Below are 16,096 nucleotides of genomic sequence, written 5' to 3'. Positions count from 1 at the left end.
CGCACCGTGGAGCTCATCCAGACCATCGAGCAGTGGGCGTGGATCGGCTGGCTCGTCCTGATCCTCGTCTTCCTCGTCATCGAGATGCTCACGCTCGATTTCACGTTCCTGATGCTGTCGATCGGTGGGCTCGCCGGACTCGGCGCAGACCTGCTCGGAGCCCCGATCTGGCTGCAGGTCATCATCGCCGCGGCGGCCGGTGCGGCGCTCGTCCTCTTCCTCCGTCCGCCGCTGCTGCGGCGCCTGCGACGCGGCGAGGACGCCACGCCGTCGAACGTCGACCGGCTCATCGGACTGAGCGGCACCGTCGTCTCGACCGTCGGCATGCACAGCGGTCAGGTCAAACTCGCCAACGGCGACGTGTGGACGGCGCGCGCCGATTCCCATCAGTCAGCGGACAGCGTCGAGCTCGAACCGGGCACCCGCGTGCTGGTCAGTCGCATCGACGGAGCCACGGCGATCGTCCGCACCCCCGAACCGCTCGCCCCCCAGGCCCCCGAGGAGCCCCGCCTGTGAACGACTCCATCATCCCCACGACGATCGGCTGGCTGCTCGCGATCGCCGTCTTCATCTTCGTGCTGGTCGTGCTGATCCGCTCGATCCGCATCATCCCGCAGGCCAGCGCTGGCATCGTCGAACGGCTCGGCCGCTATCACAAGACGCTCAGCCCCGGCCTGAACCTGCTGGTGCCGTTCATCGACCGCCTGCGTCCGCTCATCGACATGCGCGAGCAGGTGGTGTCGTTCCCGCCGCAGCCCGTGATCACCGAAGACAACCTGGTCGTCTCGATCGACACCGTCGTGTACTTCCAGGTGACCGACGCCCGCGCGGCGACGTACGAGATCGCGAACTACCTGGGCGCCGTCGAGCAGCTCACCACCACGACCCTCCGCAACGTCGTCGGCGGCCTGAACCTCGAAGAGGCGCTCACCAGCCGCGACGAGATCAACGGCCAGCTGCGCGTCGTGCTCGACGAAGCCACCGGCAAGTGGGGCATCCGCGTCGGACGCGTCGAGCTGAAGGCCATCGACCCGCCGCTGTCGATCCAGGACTCGATGGAGAAGCAGATGCGCGCCGAGCGCGACCGCCGGGCGCTGATCCTGACGGCCGAGGGCACCAAGCAGTCCGCGATTCTCACCGCCGAAGGTCAGCGGCAGGCAGAGATCCTCAAGGCCGAGGGTGACAAGCAGGCCGCCGTGCTGCGTGCGCAGGGTGAGGCCGAGGCGATCCAGACGGTGTTCGACGCCATCCACTCCGGCAACCCGGACGACAAGCTGCTGGCCTACCAGTATCTGCAGACGCTGCCGAAGATCGCCGACAGCGCGTCGAGCAAGCTGTGGATCATCCCCAGCGAGTTCACCGAGGCCCTCAAGGGTCTGTCGGGTTCCTTCGCGGGAGTGATGGATGCCGCCGGCAAGGGCCGCACGTCGACTACCGGCGCCGTGACCCGGGGTACCGACGCCACGCCGTGACCCATCCGTGGTTCCGTGGCGTCTCCACGCCGCGCGTGCTCGCCCATCGCGGTCTGGTGCCCTCCGACGCGGCGACCGGCGGCATCGCTGAGAACTCTTTCGCGGCGATCGCCGCCGCGCACTCCGTCGGTGCGCATTATGTCGAGTCGGACTGCCACCTCACCGCGGACGGAGTGGTCGTGCTGTTCCACGACGAAGACCTGTCGCGCGTGACCGGCGATCCGCGGCGCATCGCCGAGGTGACGGTCGGTGAGCTCGAATCCCTGATGGCCGACCGGGGCGGACTCATCACGCTCGAGCAGGCGCTGGACGCCTTCCCCACGGTGAGGTTCAACCTCGACGTGAAGGCGGAGGAGGCCGCCGTTCCCGTGGGCGCGACGGTCGCGCCGTTCGCGGAGCGCGTGCTCGTCACGAGCTTCTCCGACGACAGGCGGCGCCGCGCACTGGCCGCGGCGTCGGCAGCGGGTGGCGGTATCGTCCCCGCGACGTCGGCGGGAACGGCCACGATCACGCGGCTGCTCGCCGCCCTCTCGCTTCGCTCGGACCGGCTCGTCGCGCGAGCGCTGCGCGGCATCGACGCCCTCCAGATCCCCGAGAGGCAGGGGCGCATCCGCCTGGTCTCGCCACGGCTGATCGCGGCCGCGCACCGGCATGGCGTCGAGGTGCACGTCTGGACCGTCAACGACCCGCAGGACATGGTGCGGCTCGTCGAGCAGGGTGTCGACGGGATCGTCACGGACCGCGCCGACGTCGCACTCGAGACCCTCGCCTAGCACACCTCGGTGACGGGGCGCACGCACCCCTGTGCATCCACTGTGAAAGGTCGTTGAACGGGCCCCGCTCGGATGATCCGCACAGGTCGGTTCGTTATACCTGTACAGCGACGAGAGGACCACAAAATGGCAGACCGCAGCCTGCGCGGCATCCGACTCGGCGCCCAGAGCCTACAGAGCGAAGAGGGCGTCGTGTTCCATGAGCGTGCACAGCACATCTACACGTGTTCGTCCTGTGGACGTGACACGACCCTGACTTTCGCGGCCGACGCCGAGGTCCCCCCGGCCTGGGAGTGCCGCACGTGTGGCGCCGAGGCGCTGCTGCGCGTCGGCGAGGGCACCGCGACGGTCGACCACTCCGGCGACAAGACGCCGCGCAGCCACTGGGACATGCTCCTGGAGCGCCGCACCATCCCCGAGCTCGAAGAGCTCCTCGAAGAGCGCCTGGCCTATCTGCGCGCCCGCCGCGGCGGCGAGGACGCTGCGAAGCTCAGCGCCTGACGTCAGTCGATTCCCGCGACGCCGGTCCCCTCGGGGGCCGGCGCTTTCGCGTTGCGTCGGCGACCCACGACGCCGGCCACGAGCAGTCCGATGACCCCGCCCCACACCAGCAGCAGCTGGATGGCGCCGCCCGCGATCACCGCCGGGGTGAGCCCGGTGCGCAGCGGGACGTCCTCCAGCATGTGACCGGCGGTGTCGGCGGCGATGCCGGCGATCTCCGACCCGTCCGGCGCGATGATCTGACTCGTGCCGACGGTGGAGATGTTCACCACGGAGCGACCGGTCTCGACGGCGCGCATGCGGGCGAAGGCGAGCTGCTGCAGGTTCTCGTCGGTACCGCGGAAGTCGGCATTGTTCGTCTGGAACATGTAGATCTCGGCGCCGTCCCACGCGCCGTCCCAGATGACGTCGTCGTAGATCACGTCGAAGCAGATCGCCAGTCCCACCCCGACGCCGTTCACGTCGAAGTACGGACGCGCGCCGCCCGGGGTGTACTCCCGCTGGATCAGGTCGATGAGATCCGGCGCGAACAGCCGGTAGAAGGCGCGATCGGGCACCCACTCGCCGAAGGGCACCGGGTGCCGCTTGTCGTACACGTCGACCGGGTTGTCGGCGTCCTGCTCCCAGAGCAGCGAGGAGTTGAAGTACTCGTCGCCACGCTGCGTGACGGCGGCGACGACGAGCGGGGCGTCCATCCGAGCCGCCAGCGCGTCGAGCGTGCGTGCCGTGCTCTCGTCGGTCGTGGGGTCCGAGTCCACGCCGCCCTCGGGCCACAGCAGCACGTCGACGTCCTCGCCGAAGAGCGGAGCGGTGGCCTCCAGCTGCGCGTTGAGCACATCGCCGCGGGCGCGCTCGTCGAAGTACCCGGCGGGGCCGTTGCCCTGGACCGCGGCAACACGCATCGTCCCGGCATCCGTCGTCGGGAACTGCGGCAGCGCGAACAGCAGCCCGACGAGCGTGACCGCCGGCAGCAGCGTGCGCAGGTCGCGGAACCGACCGAGGCGCACCCACTCGACGGCGGTCGCGCACAGCATCACGACGAGGAACGACAGGCCCGCCACACCGACCCATGACGCCACGCTCGCCAGCGGGCTGTCGGCCTGGGTGATGCCCACGCGGCCCCACGGGAACCCGCCGTACGGCCACGTGCCGAGCAGCTGCTCGCGCAGCACCCACAGCGCCGCCACGAGCGCCGGCAGCGCCACCAGACGCGCCCACGCGCCGCCTCGCACCCGCGGGAGCCACCGGTATGCCAGCGCGATCGGCACGGCGGCGACCGCTGTGAGCACCGCTTCGAAGATCGACAGCGCGAGCCACGGCACCGGTCCGAGGTAGCGGGCCGTGAACGACACGTTGACCAGGAAGAACGCGAGCCCGAAGACGAGGCCCACCAGCAGCGCGCTCCACGCGCGCCGTCCGATCAGGCTCACGAGGGTGAGCGGGATCGCCACGAACACCATCGGCCACCACGCGAGCGCCGGGAACGCCGTCGTGAGCGCGAAGCCTCCGGCGGCCGCGGCGATGACGGCTGCCCACAAGGGCAGTACGGGACGTTCCATCACACTCCCGAGTACGCGACGATTCCCCGGCGCACGGCGTCGAGCGCCTTTCGCGCCGTGCTCGCCGTCGGCTGGTCGGCCACGATGGACAGCTGGTCCAGCAGGTCGATGGTCTGCTTCGCCCACCGCACGAAGTCGCCGGCGGCCATGTCGGCCTCGATCAGCACCCGGTCGAGCGCGCCGCCGCGCGCCCACGTGTGCATCGCCCCCGACAATCCGGCCGAGATGGGCTCGGATCCGGGAAGACGGTGGTCGCGCTCGAGGTCGTCGAGCTGCTGCCACAGCGTCAGCGTCGCATCGAACGCACCCCGGAACCCGCCGCGCGGCAGCCCCCGCTCCCCCGGGCCACCGTCGTCACGGCGCGGCTCGTAGACCAGCGCGCAGGCGAGAGCGGCGAGGGACGGAGCATCCAGGTTCTTCCAGATCCCGCGGCGGAGCGACTCGGCGACGAGCAGGTCCCGTTCGCCGTAGATGCGGCGCATCGTGCGGCCGGACGGGGTCAGCGAGGTCGCGCCGTCGTCGGCGATCGTGACGTACTCCAAGGCGCCGAGCACGTCCACGACGCGGTCGAAGATGCGCGCGACGGTCCCGGTGCGCGTCTCGATCTGACGGCGCAGCTTGTCGATGTCGCGCTTGAGGCGCCAGTACCGCTCAGCCCAGCGTGCGTGGTGCTCGCGGTCGGGACACGAGTGACACGGATGACGCTGCATCTGCTTGCGCAGGCCCGCGATGTGTCGCTGGCGCTCGTCGCGGGTACGGCGTGAGGCGTTGGCGTCCTTGCGGTTCGTCTTCTCGAGGTCGCTCAGCTCGCGACGGATGCGCGAGTACTCGGCGAAGTCGCCGCGGTCGCACGACATCGCCTTGGCGTAGCCGGCGAACGATTCCTCCTGCTCGCGCACCTGGCGTGCGATCCCGACGACCGCCCGGTCTGCTTGGAACTGCGCGAACGAGGACTCCAGGATCTCGCGCGCCTTCGCCCGCCCGAACTGGTCGATGAGGTTCACCGCCATGTTGTACGTGGGACGGAAGCTGGAGTTGAGCGGGTACGTGCGTCGCGACGCGAGCGCGGCGACCGCCTGCGGGTCGAGTCCCTCGGTCCACTGGATGACGGCATGGCCTTCGACGTCGATGCCGCGCCGCCCGGCGCGGCCGGTGAGCTGGGTGTACTCGCCCGACGTGATCGCGACCCGGGCCTCGCCGTTGAACTTCTCGAGCTTCTCCAGCACGACGGTGCGAGCCGGCATGTTGATGCCGAGCGCGAGCGTCTCGGTTGCGAACACGACCTTCACGAGCTTGCGCTGGAACAGCTCCTCGACGACCTCTTTGAACGCCGGCAGCAGCCCGGCGTGGTGCGAGGCCACGCCGCGCTCCAGGTTCTCGCGCCACTCCCAGAAGCCGAGGACGGCGAGGTCCTCCTCCAGCAGGGTGCGCGTGCGCTCCTCGATCACCTCGCGGATCTCGCGCCGCTCCTCGGGCGTGGTCAGCTGCACGCCCGCGCGCCGCACCTGCTGCACGGCCGCATCGCACCCGACGCGGCTGAAGATGAAGAAGATCGCCGGCAGCAGGTTGGCGCGCCGCAGCAGCTCGACCACCTCGGGACGGTCCATCCGCTCGATGCGCCGCACGTTCGCCGTGCGCACCGGCCTCTTCATGCCGCGGTGAGGACGTCGGGAGGATGCCTCGTACCCGCCGTGCCGGGCACTGTTCGACGCCTGGACCCGACGGTTGTTGTCGAAATTGGAGCCCTTGAACGAGCGGATGCGCATGAGCTCCTGGTTGACCTGCGCGGTCGCGATGCCGGCACGGTCGTCGAACAGCGGCAGCAGGTCGCCGCGGACGAGCACATGCTGCTCCAGCGGCACCGGACGCGTCTCGGAGACGATCACCTGGGTGTCGCCGCGCACGGTGTCGAGCCAGTCGCCGAACTCCTCGGCGTTGGACACCGTGGCCGACAGCGACACCAGCTTGACGCTCGACGCGAGGTGGATGATGACCTCTTCCCACACCGCGCCGCGGAAGCGGTCGGCGAGGTAGTGCACCTCGTCCATCACGACGTACCGCAGGCCCCGCAGCGCCGGCGAGTCGGCGTACAGCATGTTGCGCAGCACCTCGGTCGTCATGACGACGACCCGCGCGTTGCCGTTGATGTTGGTGTCGCCGGTGAGCAGGCCGACCTCGTCGGGGCCGTACACCTCCTGCAGCTCACGGAACTTCTGGTTCGACAGCGCCTTCATCGGCGTCGTGTAGAACGCCTTGTCGCCCGGCTCGCGCATCGCCAGATGCACGGCGAACTCTCCGACGATCGTCTTGCCCGCGCCGGTGGGCGCGGCGACCAGGACGCTCCGACCCTCCTCGAGGGCGCGGCATCCATCGATCTGGAACGGGTCGAGATCGAAAGGCTGGGATGCCGCGAACGCCGCCGTGAGCGGATGACTGCGGCCGTGGCGCGCGGCATCGCTCGCGCGTGCGTAGCGCTCGGCGGGGCCGGGATCGCTCACGAGACCTCGGGCGGAAGCAGCTTCGCATCGCGCTTGGCCTTGCGGCGGTCGAAGAGCATCGACAGCCCGACCGCGGCGAAGTACAGGACGCACAGGATGCCGGCGAGCAGCAGCATCGAGGTGACGTCCGCCGCGGGGGTCGCCGCCGCCGCGAACACCGTGATCACGATGACCGCGACCCGCCACCCCTTCAGGATGTCGCGACCGGACACCACACCGGCGAGGTTCAGCGCGACCAGGAACACGGGCGTCACGAACGACACCCCGATCACCAGCAGCAGCTTGAAGACGAAGTCGTAGTACGTCGCGTAGTCGTAGAACTGCGCGATCCCCTGACCGTTCGGCACGAAGTTCGCCATGATGATCACCATGTGCGGCATGATCAGCCAGCCGACATACAGACCGACCACGAACAACGGGATCGCCGAGGCGAGGAACCCGACCGTGTAGCGCACCTCTTTGCGCGTCAGACCGGGCATCACGAACGCCCACAGCTGCCACAGCCATACCGGCGCCGAGATCAGCAGGCCGATCGCGAACGCGATCCGCATGTGCAGGTCGAAGCCGCTGGAGACGGTCGTGAAGTTCAGCGCCGTGTACTCGCGTCCGGCCTGATGAGCGATCTGCTCGATCGGCTCCGAGAGCAGATCGATCACCCAGCCGCTGATGATGAAGGCGATGATCATGCCCACGATCAGGCCGGCGGCGGCGATGAACAGGCGTTTGCGCAGTTCGAGCAGATGACCTCTGAGCGACATGCGTGTGTCGCGCCGAGGCTGCTCAGGCTCCTCGATGCGCGGTGGTTCCGTGGTGACCACGGCAGGTCAGGAGGACGGGTCTGAGGTGCTGCTCGAGCTCGCGGGGGTGTCGGCCGCCGGCTTCTCAGGCGCGGCGTTGTCGGCCTTCGCCGACGCGGTGGGGACGTCGTCGTCCTTCATCGCCTTCATCTCGCCCTTGAACACCCGAGCGGACTGCCCGACGCTCTTGGCGAGGGCCGGGAGCTTCGCAGCCCCGAACAGGAGCAGGATCACCGCGAGGATGATCAGAAGATGCGGCCATCCGAATGCGCCCATGCGGAATCTCCTTGTCGGTGCGGATGTGGGTCAAGTGTAACCCGCTGCGGTCGGCCGGATGCCGACTTCAGCGGTACTGCGCGAGTCCGGCCTCGGCCCATTCGGCCACTGCCCGTCGCGCCGCCGGGGGCTCGAGCACCTCGACGATGCCGCTTCGTCGCGCTGCGAGGCGGCGAAGACTCAGTTCGTCGGCGACGCGCATCGTCGCCACGGTCGTGCCCGCAGCGGTCTCGAGCACCGCACGGTCGATGTAATCGCCCAGCAGCGGCGCCGCCCCCTCGGGGAAGCGCACGCGCGCGACGACCTCGCCCGCATCGGTGTCGAACCACGCCGGGGCCGGCTCTTCGGAGTGGGTGCTCGGGATGCCGGTCAGCTCGAGATCGCTCACACGGTCGAGGTGGAACGTGCGCATCGCCTCACGCAGGTGGCACCACCCCTGGAGGTACCACTGGCCGCTCGCGATGTGCACCTTCACCGGGTCGACGGTGCGGGTCGTGGGCGCGGCATCCGGCGCCTTGTACGTGAAGGAGACGGCCACGTGCCGCCGGAGCGCGTCGGCGACCAGGTCGCGCACCGCGTCGACCGGCTCGGGCGCCAGAATGACCTCCGCAGGGGTCGCCGAGGCTCCGCGCGCGAGCTTGGAGAGAAGCCCCGCATACAGCTCGGTGTCGCCGACCCCGGGGATCGAGCGCGACAGCTGAAGCCCCGCCAGCAGGGCCGCCACCTCACGGGCGGTGAGCTTCGGCGCGCGCTCGAGGCCGACCGCATTGGTGATGACGATGAGGTCCTGGTCGTCGAGCAGGTCCCAGTCGATGTCGAAGAGGTCGTTCGCCATCTGCCAGTACCCCCGGTCCCCCGGCAGACCGATGACGGTGAGCTTCTCGACCATGGCGCGCATCTGCGCGGGAGTGACGTCGAACTCGGCCGCAGCCTCGTCGAGCGAGACTTCGCCCTTGCCGACGAGGTACGGCACGAGCTGAAGCATGAGCGCCGCGCGGTCGGTCGCGATCAGGGGACGCGGGCTCATGATGTGCCTCCGTGGGCGTCGCGCGTGATCACGAGCCGCTCGATCACGCGGTCGCGCAGATCTGCGGGCTCGACGACGCGGACCTCGGGGCCGTAGGAGGCGAGCTCGTCGGCGAAGATGTGGACGTCGACGTAGGGCACGCGGATGCCCTGCTCCGCCCGTATCGCCCGCCGGGCGAGTCGCAGCGCCGCCTCGGTTCCCGGGTTCACCTCGAGGAGGGCGCTGTTGCGCGAGGCGACCTCTTCGAGCCCCGCGAGCGCACGCTCGCCCGCGCCCTCGCGCAGCACCGGATCGAACGATCCGCGCGCGAGCGCCACCGGTCCCACGATGCGCGACAGCAGGAACGTGCGATCGGCGTGCACGTCGAGATCGATGCCGAACACGTGCCAGCGCGCTTCGTATTCGACGAGCGCCAATGGCTGGATCCGGCGCGTGCGCGGTGTGTCCTCGCCGGGCTTGAGGTACGGGAAGGTGACCACCCGGCTCGCCTCGATCGCCTGGTGCAGCGCCGGGAACGCCGGATCGCGCGGGTTCAGCCGCGGCGAGAACCCGATGATCGGCTCGTCGACCAGATCGCCCAGCGCCCGGATCTTGCGCAGTCCGCTGCGCGCGTCGTCCGACATGGAGCTCTCGCTCCACACTCCCCCGGCCAGGTTCAGCAGGGCGAGCTCGGCCGGCGTGAACTCGATGTCCTCCGGCAGCTCGTACTCGGCGCTCGGCACCCGATAGCGGGCCTCACGGAGGTCGTCGGGGTCGGCCCAGTCGCCGATCGTCTCGATCGGCACCCCGAGACCGCGCAGCGACTCCTTGTCGCGCTCGAACATCTTCTCGAGCGCGTCCTTGGAAGCCCCCGCCTCGCTCTGCTCGCGGTAGCCCGCGACCGAGGTCAGGATCGTGTCCTTGGTCAGGCCTTGATCGGTCGCGATGAGTGCCACCACGAGGTTGAGCAGGCGCTCCTCGGGCGGGATCTTCGCAGCGGCGGTGGCAGGCACCCGCCTATCCTATGGCCGGGCCGCAGCCCGGTCTCGGCCGCGCGCGATCAGCCTTCGTCGGCCGTGGGTGCGACCGCGTCGAGGCCCACGATGTCGATCACGAAGACGAGCGTCGAGTTCGCCGGGATCGACGCCTTCTCTTCGTCCTTGTAGCCGAGCTCGGGCGGGATCACGACCATGATCTGCGAACCGACGGTCTTGCCCTTGATCGCCTCGGCGAAGCCCGGGACGACGCCGTCGAGCGTGACCGAGGCGGCCTGTCCGTCCCAGGTGGTGTCGAACGCCTCGTCGGCGCCCCACACCACACCCGTGTACTGCACCCGCACCGGCTGGTCGCCGGTGACCTCGTCGCCGTCGCCCTTGATGAGGGTCTGGACCACGAGATCCTCGGGGGCCGGGGTGCCGCTGGGGATCGTGATGCCGGGACGCCCGTCGGGTGCCCGGACCACGCTCGGCAGACCGAAGCCGCTGTTGAACTGCAGCGCACCGGCGGCCGATGCGAGATACACCTTGCGGATGTCGAGCACGGCGACGACGGAGTCGTCGTCCTTCAGTCCGAAGCTGGCGGCGATGCCGTCGGCCATGTCGTCGGGCGACAGCGCCACCGCGATGCGCGATCCGGCCGTGGCGCACTCCAGCGCCGTGCCGAAGCCGGGGAAGTTCGTCGTCCACTGCGACGGCGCCGACACCTGTGACAGGTCGCCGTCGTAGGCGGTCGCGACGATCGGGTCACCGGTCGCACCGCTGAACAGCGCGACGTCCATCACCATGAGCTGGTTGTCGGACGTGATCGCGGTGCCGTCACCGGTCACGACGTCCTCGTAGCCGAGGCTCGGCGCGTGCAGCGGCGTGTACACGTCCACATCGGGCTCGCTGTCGGTGTCGCCGGTGACGTCGATGAGCTTCATCACATCGGGCTCGGACACCGGGGTTCGCGAGCAGTCCGCGGCAGACACGTTCTGCAGCGAGCATCCGGTGAGGCCGACGGTCACCAGGCCCAGGACGACGAGGGCAGCGGGGATCTTGCGCACCGGAACAGTCTAGGCGGTGTGCTCGGGGTGTTCCGTGCCGTCCGTGTCGTCCGTGTCCTCGGCACGCCTGGACGCCCGACGGGCCCCCTCTGCGGCGCGCTCGGCCTCGCGCACGCGCTTGCGGAGGTTCTTGTCGGTGATCTGGCGGTCGCCGACGGCGCCGGGCGTCCACAGCTCCACATCCTCGTCGCCATAGCTGGACTTCGACGCGCGGCGCTTGACCTCGGGCGGCACCGCGCCCGGTGCGAGCCGGCGCGCCCAGACCAGGAATCCCGTGTGCGCGATCATGCGGTGGTCGGGTCGCACTGCGAGACCCTCGACGTGCCAGCCGCGCACCATGGTCTCGTTCGCGTCGGGCTCGGTGAACAGCCCGGTGCCCCGGATGTACTCCGCGACCCGGCTCAGCTGAGTCGCCGTCGCGACATAGCAGACCACGACGCCGCCGGGGGTCAGCGCGTCGGCGACGACATCGATGCACTCCCACGGGGCGAGCATGTCGAGCACGACGCGGTCGACGGATGCCGCGGCCACCGTGTGTGGCAGGTCTTCGGCGAGATCGCCCACGACGACGTCCCAGTTGGCGGGCACGGCCCCGGTGAACGTCTCGACATTCGCCTTGGCGACGGCCGCGAAGTCCTCGCGGCGCTCGAACGACACCAGCCGCCCCTCCGCGCCGATGGCGCGCAGCAGCCACAGCGACAGCGCGCCCGAGCCGACGCCGGCCTCGACGACGCTGGCCCCGGGGAAGATGTCGGCCTCCGCGAGGATCTGTGCGGCATCCTTCGGGTACACGATCGCGGCGCCGCGAGGCATCGACATCACGAAGTCGCGCAGCAGCGGGCGCAACGCGAGGTACTCGTGTCCGCCGCTGTTGGCGACGACCGAGCCGTCGGGCTGGCCGACCAGCTGCTCGTGCTTGAGCACGCCGTGGTGCGTGTGCAGCTCGCCGCCCTCGCGCAGGGTGATGGTGTGCAGGCGCTGCTTGGGGCCGGTGAGCTGCACGCGGTCGCCGAGGCGGAAGGGACCGCTCGGGCGGGTCGTGTCGTCGGTCATCGCGCGGTCTCCTCGGCGGGGGTCGTCGGGCTCTCGTGCAGGCGGGCACGGTGGGTCCGGTGGAAGGCGGCGACGTCGTCGGCCGTGCGGCCGTCGAGCGTCTCCCAGATCGTGTGCGCGCCGGCGCCGGTCAGCGACACCATGAGCGGCACCCCGATGACCGAGGCACCGGAGGCGACCGCCGAGCGCAGCCCGTTGGGCGAGTCCTCGATGGCGACCGTCTGGTCCGGCGTGACGCCGAGCGCCTCGCACGCCTGCAGGTACGGGTCGGGGAAGGGCTTCGGGCGCGTCGCGTCGTCGCCGGCGACGATCACGTCGAACGCGTCGAAGTCGATGAGGTCGACGACGGTGTCGGCCATCCGGCGCATCGACATCGTGACGAGTCCGGTCCTGATGCCGGCCGCGCGCAGATCAGCGAGCAGTTCGCGCGCCCCGGGACGGAACGGGATGCCGGTCTCTGCGAGCTGACGCATGACCTCGCCGGTCAGGTGGTCGATGATCGCGGCGGTGCTCATGCGCACCCCCGCATCCTGCAGGATGCGGGCCGAGTCCTCGAGGCCGAGCCCGACGAGCCCGAGCGCCTGCTCGTGGGTCCACGAGCCGCCGTAGCTCTCGATGAGCGGAGTCTCGGCGGCCATCCAATAGGGCTCGGTGTCGACGAGGGTTCCGTCCATGTCCCAGAGGACCGCGGCAAGACGAGGCGGATTCACCGTCTCATCTTTTCACAGCGGGTCGCGACGCCTCCGCGGTCATAGGCCTGCCGCACGGTCCTCGGCCCCCTGCGGCAGGCCCGGGCCTATCCTGGAGAGAACCCGCAGCCGCTGCGGGTGGAGGGGGTCTCGTGGACGGACTGGGTCGCCGGGTGCTCGTCGCGGCGTTCGACGGGTGGAACGACGCGGGCGAAGCCGCGTCATCCGCCATCACGCAGCTGCGCGAGGGAGGCTCGTACGAGACCGTGTTCTCGGTCGACCCCGAGCTGTACTTCGACTACCAGTACACGCGCCCGAGCGTCGAGACCGACGGCGAGGGGCGTCGCACGCTGCGCTGGCCCGAGGCGACCCTGCTGCGTCCTGCCCGCACCACGCGCGGCGGAACCCAGCTGTGGCTGCTCACCGGCGTCGAACCCGCCCGCGCGTGGCAGGCGTTCTCTTCTGAGCTCATCGACGTCGCCCTGCGCGAAGACATCACCGGGTTCGTGGCGATCGGCTCGATGATGTCGGACGTGCCGCACACCCGCCCCATCTCGGTCTTCGCGGGCAGCGACAACGAGCTTCTGCGCGGCGCGCTGGAGCTGGAGCGCAGCACCTACGAGGGTCCGGTCGGCATCCTGAGCGTGCTGGGCGACGCGGCCGAGCGCGCGGGGATCCCCTCGGCGAGCCTGTGGGCGAGCGTCCCGCACTACGTCGCGGGCCACACGCCGTCGCCCAAGGCGACGCTCGCTCTTCTCGACAAGCTCGAGGACCTCACCGGGGCATCGGTCTCACGCGGAGACCTCGCCACCGAGGCGGCTGCCTGGGAGGCGACGATCGACGCAGCCGCGGCGGACGACGAAGAGATGACGGAGTACATCCGCCAGCTCGAGCGCACCCGCGACACATGGGACTCGCCGGAGGCGTCGGGCGACGCCATCGCGCAGGAGTTCGAGCGCTACCTGCGGCGCACCGACGGCCGCCCCGGGGACGGGCCGCAGAAGCCCGGCCGCGACGACCCGCGCCGCTGACGGCCGGGTCGCCGGGCACGCTCAGGCGCTGATGACGCCCAGGCTCAGCAGCACGAGCAGCGTCGACCCCACCGCCACGCGGTAGACGACGAACGGCAGGAAGCTGTGCTTCGAGATCCAGTTCATGAAGAACGCGATCACGCCGAGTGCCACCACGAAGGCGACGCCGGTGGCCACCGCCGTCTCGCCGAGCGAGAACACGCCCGGCTCGTCGAGGCTCTTGAACAGCTGGAAGAACCCGCTCCCGAACACGGCGGGGATCGCGAGCAGGAAGGCGTACCGCGCCGCGGCCGCGCGCTCGTAGCCCATGAAGAGCCCGGCCGTGATGGTGCCGCCCGACCGCGACACGCCCGGGATCAGGGCGAGCGCCTGGGCGAAGCCGTAGATCACGCCGTGGCTGACGGTGATGTCCTCGAGCTTGCGCTTCTTGGCGCCGTAATGGTCGGCGATCCCCAGCAGCACGCCGAAGAAGATCAGCATGACGGCTGTGATCCACAGCGACCGCAGCACGGTCTCGATCTGGTCCTGGAACAGGATGCCGAGCACCACGATCGGGATCGAGCCGATGATGATGAGCCAGCCCATCTTCGCGTCGGGATCGTTGCGCGGGATCTTTCCGAACAGCGCGCGGAACCAGTGCCCGATGATCCGGACGATGTCGCGCCAGAAGAAGACCACGACGGCCGCTTCGGTGCCGATCTGGGTGATGGCGGTGAACGCGGCGCCGGGGTCCTGCGCGCCCGGCAGGAACTCCCCCAGGATGCGCAGGTGCGCGCTCGACGAGATCGGGAGGAACTCGGTCAGACCCTGGACGAGTCCCAGGATGATCGCCTCGAGAAGCATGGGCGCCTTTCAGCCGTGCGGGTGGCGGGAGGGGATGGGACAGGGATGCCGGGGGCCCGGCATCCCCTCGCTCTCAGTACGTGCGAAGAAGGTCGGTGAGCACGGACTGCCCGAACACGAGGGCGTCGATGGGGACGCGCTCGTCGACGCCGTGGAACATGCCGGTGAAGTCGAGGTCGGCTGGCAGCCGCAGCGGCGCGAAACCGTAGCCCGAGATGCCGAGGGTCGCGAGCGCCTTGTTGTCGGTGCCGCCGCCCATGAGGTACGGGATCACCGGGGCTCCCGGGTCGTGCCGCCCGAGCGCGCCGACCATCGCATCGACGAGATCGCCCGAGAACGGGACCTCGAGGCCGATGTCCTGGTGGACGATCTGGACCTCGACGTCGTCGCCGACGATGCGGCGGATGTCGGCGAGAGCCGCCTCTTCGGTTCCCGGCAGCACGCGGACGTCGACGAGCGCCTCGGCGCGGTCGGGGATCACGTTGTGCTTGTAGCCGGCGACGAGGCCGGTGGGGTTGGTCGTGGTCCGCAGCGTCGAGCGGAGGAATCCGGATGCCGCCCCTGTCGCCGCGGCGACGGCATCGGGGTCGTCGGCACGGGAGCCCGTGATCTCGGCGAGGCGCTCGGTCATCTCGCGCGTCGCGTCGGTGAGGGTTACCGGCCAGGCGGTGCGGCCGAGAGCCGCGACGGCCTCGGCGAGACGGGTCACCGCGTTCTGCGAGTGGAAGCTGGAGCCGTGCGCGGCACGGCCGCGCACCACGAGCCGGATCCAGATGAGCGCCTTCTCGCCCACCTGCAGCAGGTATGCGTGGCGGTCGCCCACCGGGATCGAGTACCCGCCCACCTCGCTGATCGCCTCGGTGGCGCCGGCGAACCACTCCGGGTGGTTCTCGACGACGAGAGCCGAGCCCTCGACGCCGCCGTTCTCCTCGTCGGCGAAGAACGCCAGCACGAGGTCGCGCTCGGGCTGCTCCCCCGCGCGCAGGATGTCGGCGACCGACGTCAGGATCATGGCATCCATGTCCTTCATGTCGACGGCGCCGCGGCCCCACAGCAGGCCGTCCTTGACGACGCCCTCGAACGGGTCGACGCTCCAGTCCTCGGCGATCGCCGGCACGACGTCGAGGTGGCCGTGCAGCACCAGGGCGGGCTTGTCGCGATCGCGACCGGGAACGCGCGCCATCACGTTGGTGCGGCGCGGGATCGGCTCGTAGAACTCGGGAGTCAGCCCGAGGCGCTCCAGGTAGGCGCCGACGTACTCCGCAGCCTCGCGCTCGCCGGCCGAGCGGCCGCCGCCGTGGTTCGTCGTGTCGAAGCGGATGAGGTCCCTCGCGAGCGCGGCGACTTCGGGCAGTTCGGCTTCGGGCATGCGGACAACCTATCTTGTCGACGAAAGAAGGCCCCCTTTCGGGGGCCTTCTTCACTGTGCGCGAGGGGGGACTTGAACCCCCACGCCCTATACGGGCACTAGCACCTCAAGCTAGCGCGTCTACCTATTCCGCCACCCGCGCAGGTGGTTTTCGGTTTCGCAACCGAGGAATGACATTACCACGT

Annotated in this window: 16 protein-coding genes and 1 tRNA gene; 5 read left to right on the top strand and 12 right to left on the bottom strand. The window is 70.0% G+C overall.

The genetic code is table 11. From position 1 onward, the window contains the following. The first annotated feature begins 6 nt into the window (after positions 1-6). The 4 genes from IF188_RS04145 to IF188_RS04130 all read left to right on the top strand — a co-directional run bounded on the left by IF188_RS04145 (position 7) and on the right by IF188_RS04130 (position 2,746). A complete protein-coding gene (locus IF188_RS04145) occupies positions 7-516 on the top strand; it encodes an NfeD family protein (protein WP_191170526.1) in 510 nt (169 codons plus the stop codon). After that, entirely contained in the window at positions 513-1,472 is a 960-nt protein-coding gene (locus IF188_RS04140; protein ID WP_191170525.1) for an SPFH domain-containing protein, read from the top strand. The genes IF188_RS04145 and IF188_RS04140 overlap by 4 nt, the downstream gene beginning before the upstream one ends. Further along, complete coding sequence (locus IF188_RS04135) at positions 1,469-2,245, top strand: glycerophosphodiester phosphodiesterase family protein (RefSeq protein ID WP_191170524.1); 777 nt, start codon at positions 1,469-1,471, stop codon at positions 2,243-2,245. Before IF188_RS04140 ends, IF188_RS04135 begins: the two co-directional genes overlap by 4 nt. Positions 2,246-2,371: 126 nt before the next feature. Further along, positions 2,372-2,746 carry an RNA polymerase-binding protein RbpA gene (locus tag IF188_RS04130; RefSeq protein ID WP_191170523.1) on the top strand — a complete coding sequence of 125 codons (375 nt, stop codon included), beginning with the start codon at positions 2,372-2,374 and terminating at the stop codon, positions 2,744-2,746. Positions 2,747-2,748: 2 nt separating this feature from the next. On the opposite strand, the gene lnt is transcribed toward IF188_RS04130, so the two are convergent. The 9 genes from lnt to IF188_RS04085 form a co-directional block, all read right to left on the bottom strand. Then, the gene (gene lnt / locus IF188_RS04125; protein ID WP_191170522.1) at positions 2,749-4,305 is read right to left on the bottom strand and encodes an apolipoprotein N-acyltransferase; all 1,557 of its coding nucleotides are present in this window, start codon (positions 4,303-4,305) and stop codon (positions 2,749-2,751) included. After that, entirely contained in the window at positions 4,305-6,803 is a 2,499-nt protein-coding gene (locus IF188_RS04120) for a DEAD/DEAH box helicase (RefSeq protein ID WP_191170521.1), read from the bottom strand. The genes lnt and IF188_RS04120 overlap by 1 nt, the downstream gene beginning before the upstream one ends. Beyond that, complete coding sequence (gene tatC, locus IF188_RS04115; RefSeq protein WP_191170520.1) at positions 6,800-7,561, bottom strand: twin-arginine translocase subunit TatC; 762 nt, start codon at positions 7,559-7,561, stop codon at positions 6,800-6,802. Before tatC ends, IF188_RS04120 begins: the two co-directional genes overlap by 4 nt. A gap of 66 nt (positions 7,562-7,627) precedes the next feature. Beyond that, positions 7,628-7,876: a Sec-independent protein translocase subunit TatA gene (tatA, locus tag IF188_RS04110; protein WP_191170519.1), complete on the bottom strand. Its 249-nt coding sequence runs from the start codon at positions 7,874-7,876 to the stop codon at positions 7,628-7,630. 67 nt (positions 7,877-7,943) lie between these two features. Next, a complete protein-coding gene (locus IF188_RS04105) occupies positions 7,944-8,903 on the bottom strand; it encodes a helix-turn-helix transcriptional regulator (RefSeq protein WP_191170518.1) in 960 nt (319 codons plus the stop codon). Beyond that, a complete protein-coding gene (locus tag IF188_RS04100; protein ID WP_191170517.1) occupies positions 8,900-9,895 on the bottom strand; it encodes a helix-turn-helix transcriptional regulator in 996 nt (331 codons plus the stop codon). The genes IF188_RS04105 and IF188_RS04100 overlap by 4 nt, the downstream gene beginning before the upstream one ends. A 47-nt stretch (positions 9,896-9,942) precedes the next feature. Further along, positions 9,943-10,926, bottom strand: a complete 984-nt coding sequence (locus tag IF188_RS04095; protein ID WP_191170516.1) for an FKBP-type peptidyl-prolyl cis-trans isomerase — start codon at positions 10,924-10,926, stop codon at positions 9,943-9,945. Between the two features lie 9 nt (positions 10,927-10,935). Beyond that, entirely contained in the window at positions 10,936-11,979 is a 1,044-nt protein-coding gene (locus tag IF188_RS04090) for a tRNA (adenine-N1)-methyltransferase (RefSeq protein ID WP_191170515.1), read from the bottom strand. Beyond that, positions 11,976-12,689 carry an HAD family hydrolase gene (locus tag IF188_RS04085; RefSeq protein ID WP_396652737.1) on the bottom strand — a complete coding sequence of 238 codons (714 nt, stop codon included), beginning with the start codon at positions 12,687-12,689 and terminating at the stop codon, positions 11,976-11,978. The genes IF188_RS04090 and IF188_RS04085 overlap by 4 nt, the downstream gene beginning before the upstream one ends. Positions 12,690-12,820: 131 nt before the next feature. Here IF188_RS04085 and IF188_RS04080 point away from each other — a divergent pair, with 131 nt between their 5' ends. After that, positions 12,821-13,699 carry a PAC2 family protein gene (locus IF188_RS04080; RefSeq protein WP_191170514.1) on the top strand — a complete coding sequence of 293 codons (879 nt, stop codon included), beginning with the start codon at positions 12,821-12,823 and terminating at the stop codon, positions 13,697-13,699. A 21-nt stretch (positions 13,700-13,720) separates the two neighbouring features. Here IF188_RS04080 and IF188_RS04075 read toward each other — a convergent pair whose 3' ends face one another. The 3 genes from IF188_RS04075 to IF188_RS04065 form a co-directional block, all read right to left on the bottom strand. Further along, positions 13,721-14,542: an undecaprenyl-diphosphate phosphatase gene (locus IF188_RS04075; RefSeq protein WP_191170513.1), complete on the bottom strand. Its 822-nt coding sequence runs from the start codon at positions 14,540-14,542 to the stop codon at positions 13,721-13,723. A 73-nt stretch (positions 14,543-14,615) separates the two neighbouring features. Further along, on the bottom strand, positions 14,616-15,911 hold the full coding sequence (locus tag IF188_RS04070; RefSeq protein ID WP_191170512.1) for a M20/M25/M40 family metallo-hydrolase: 1,296 nt from the start codon (positions 15,909-15,911) through the stop codon (positions 14,616-14,618). A gap of 57 nt (positions 15,912-15,968) precedes the next feature. Continuing rightward, positions 15,969-16,053 (bottom strand) — tRNA-Leu (locus tag IF188_RS04065). Positions 16,054-16,096 lie beyond the last annotated feature (43 nt).

It is taken from the genome of Microbacterium helvum, from assembly GCF_014779795.1.
Lineage (GTDB): Bacteria > Actinomycetota > Actinomycetes > Actinomycetales > Microbacteriaceae > Microbacterium > Microbacterium helvum.
The sequence above is the reverse complement of the archived record's forward strand: the minus strand, read 5'-3'. Positions and strand labels throughout refer to the sequence as shown.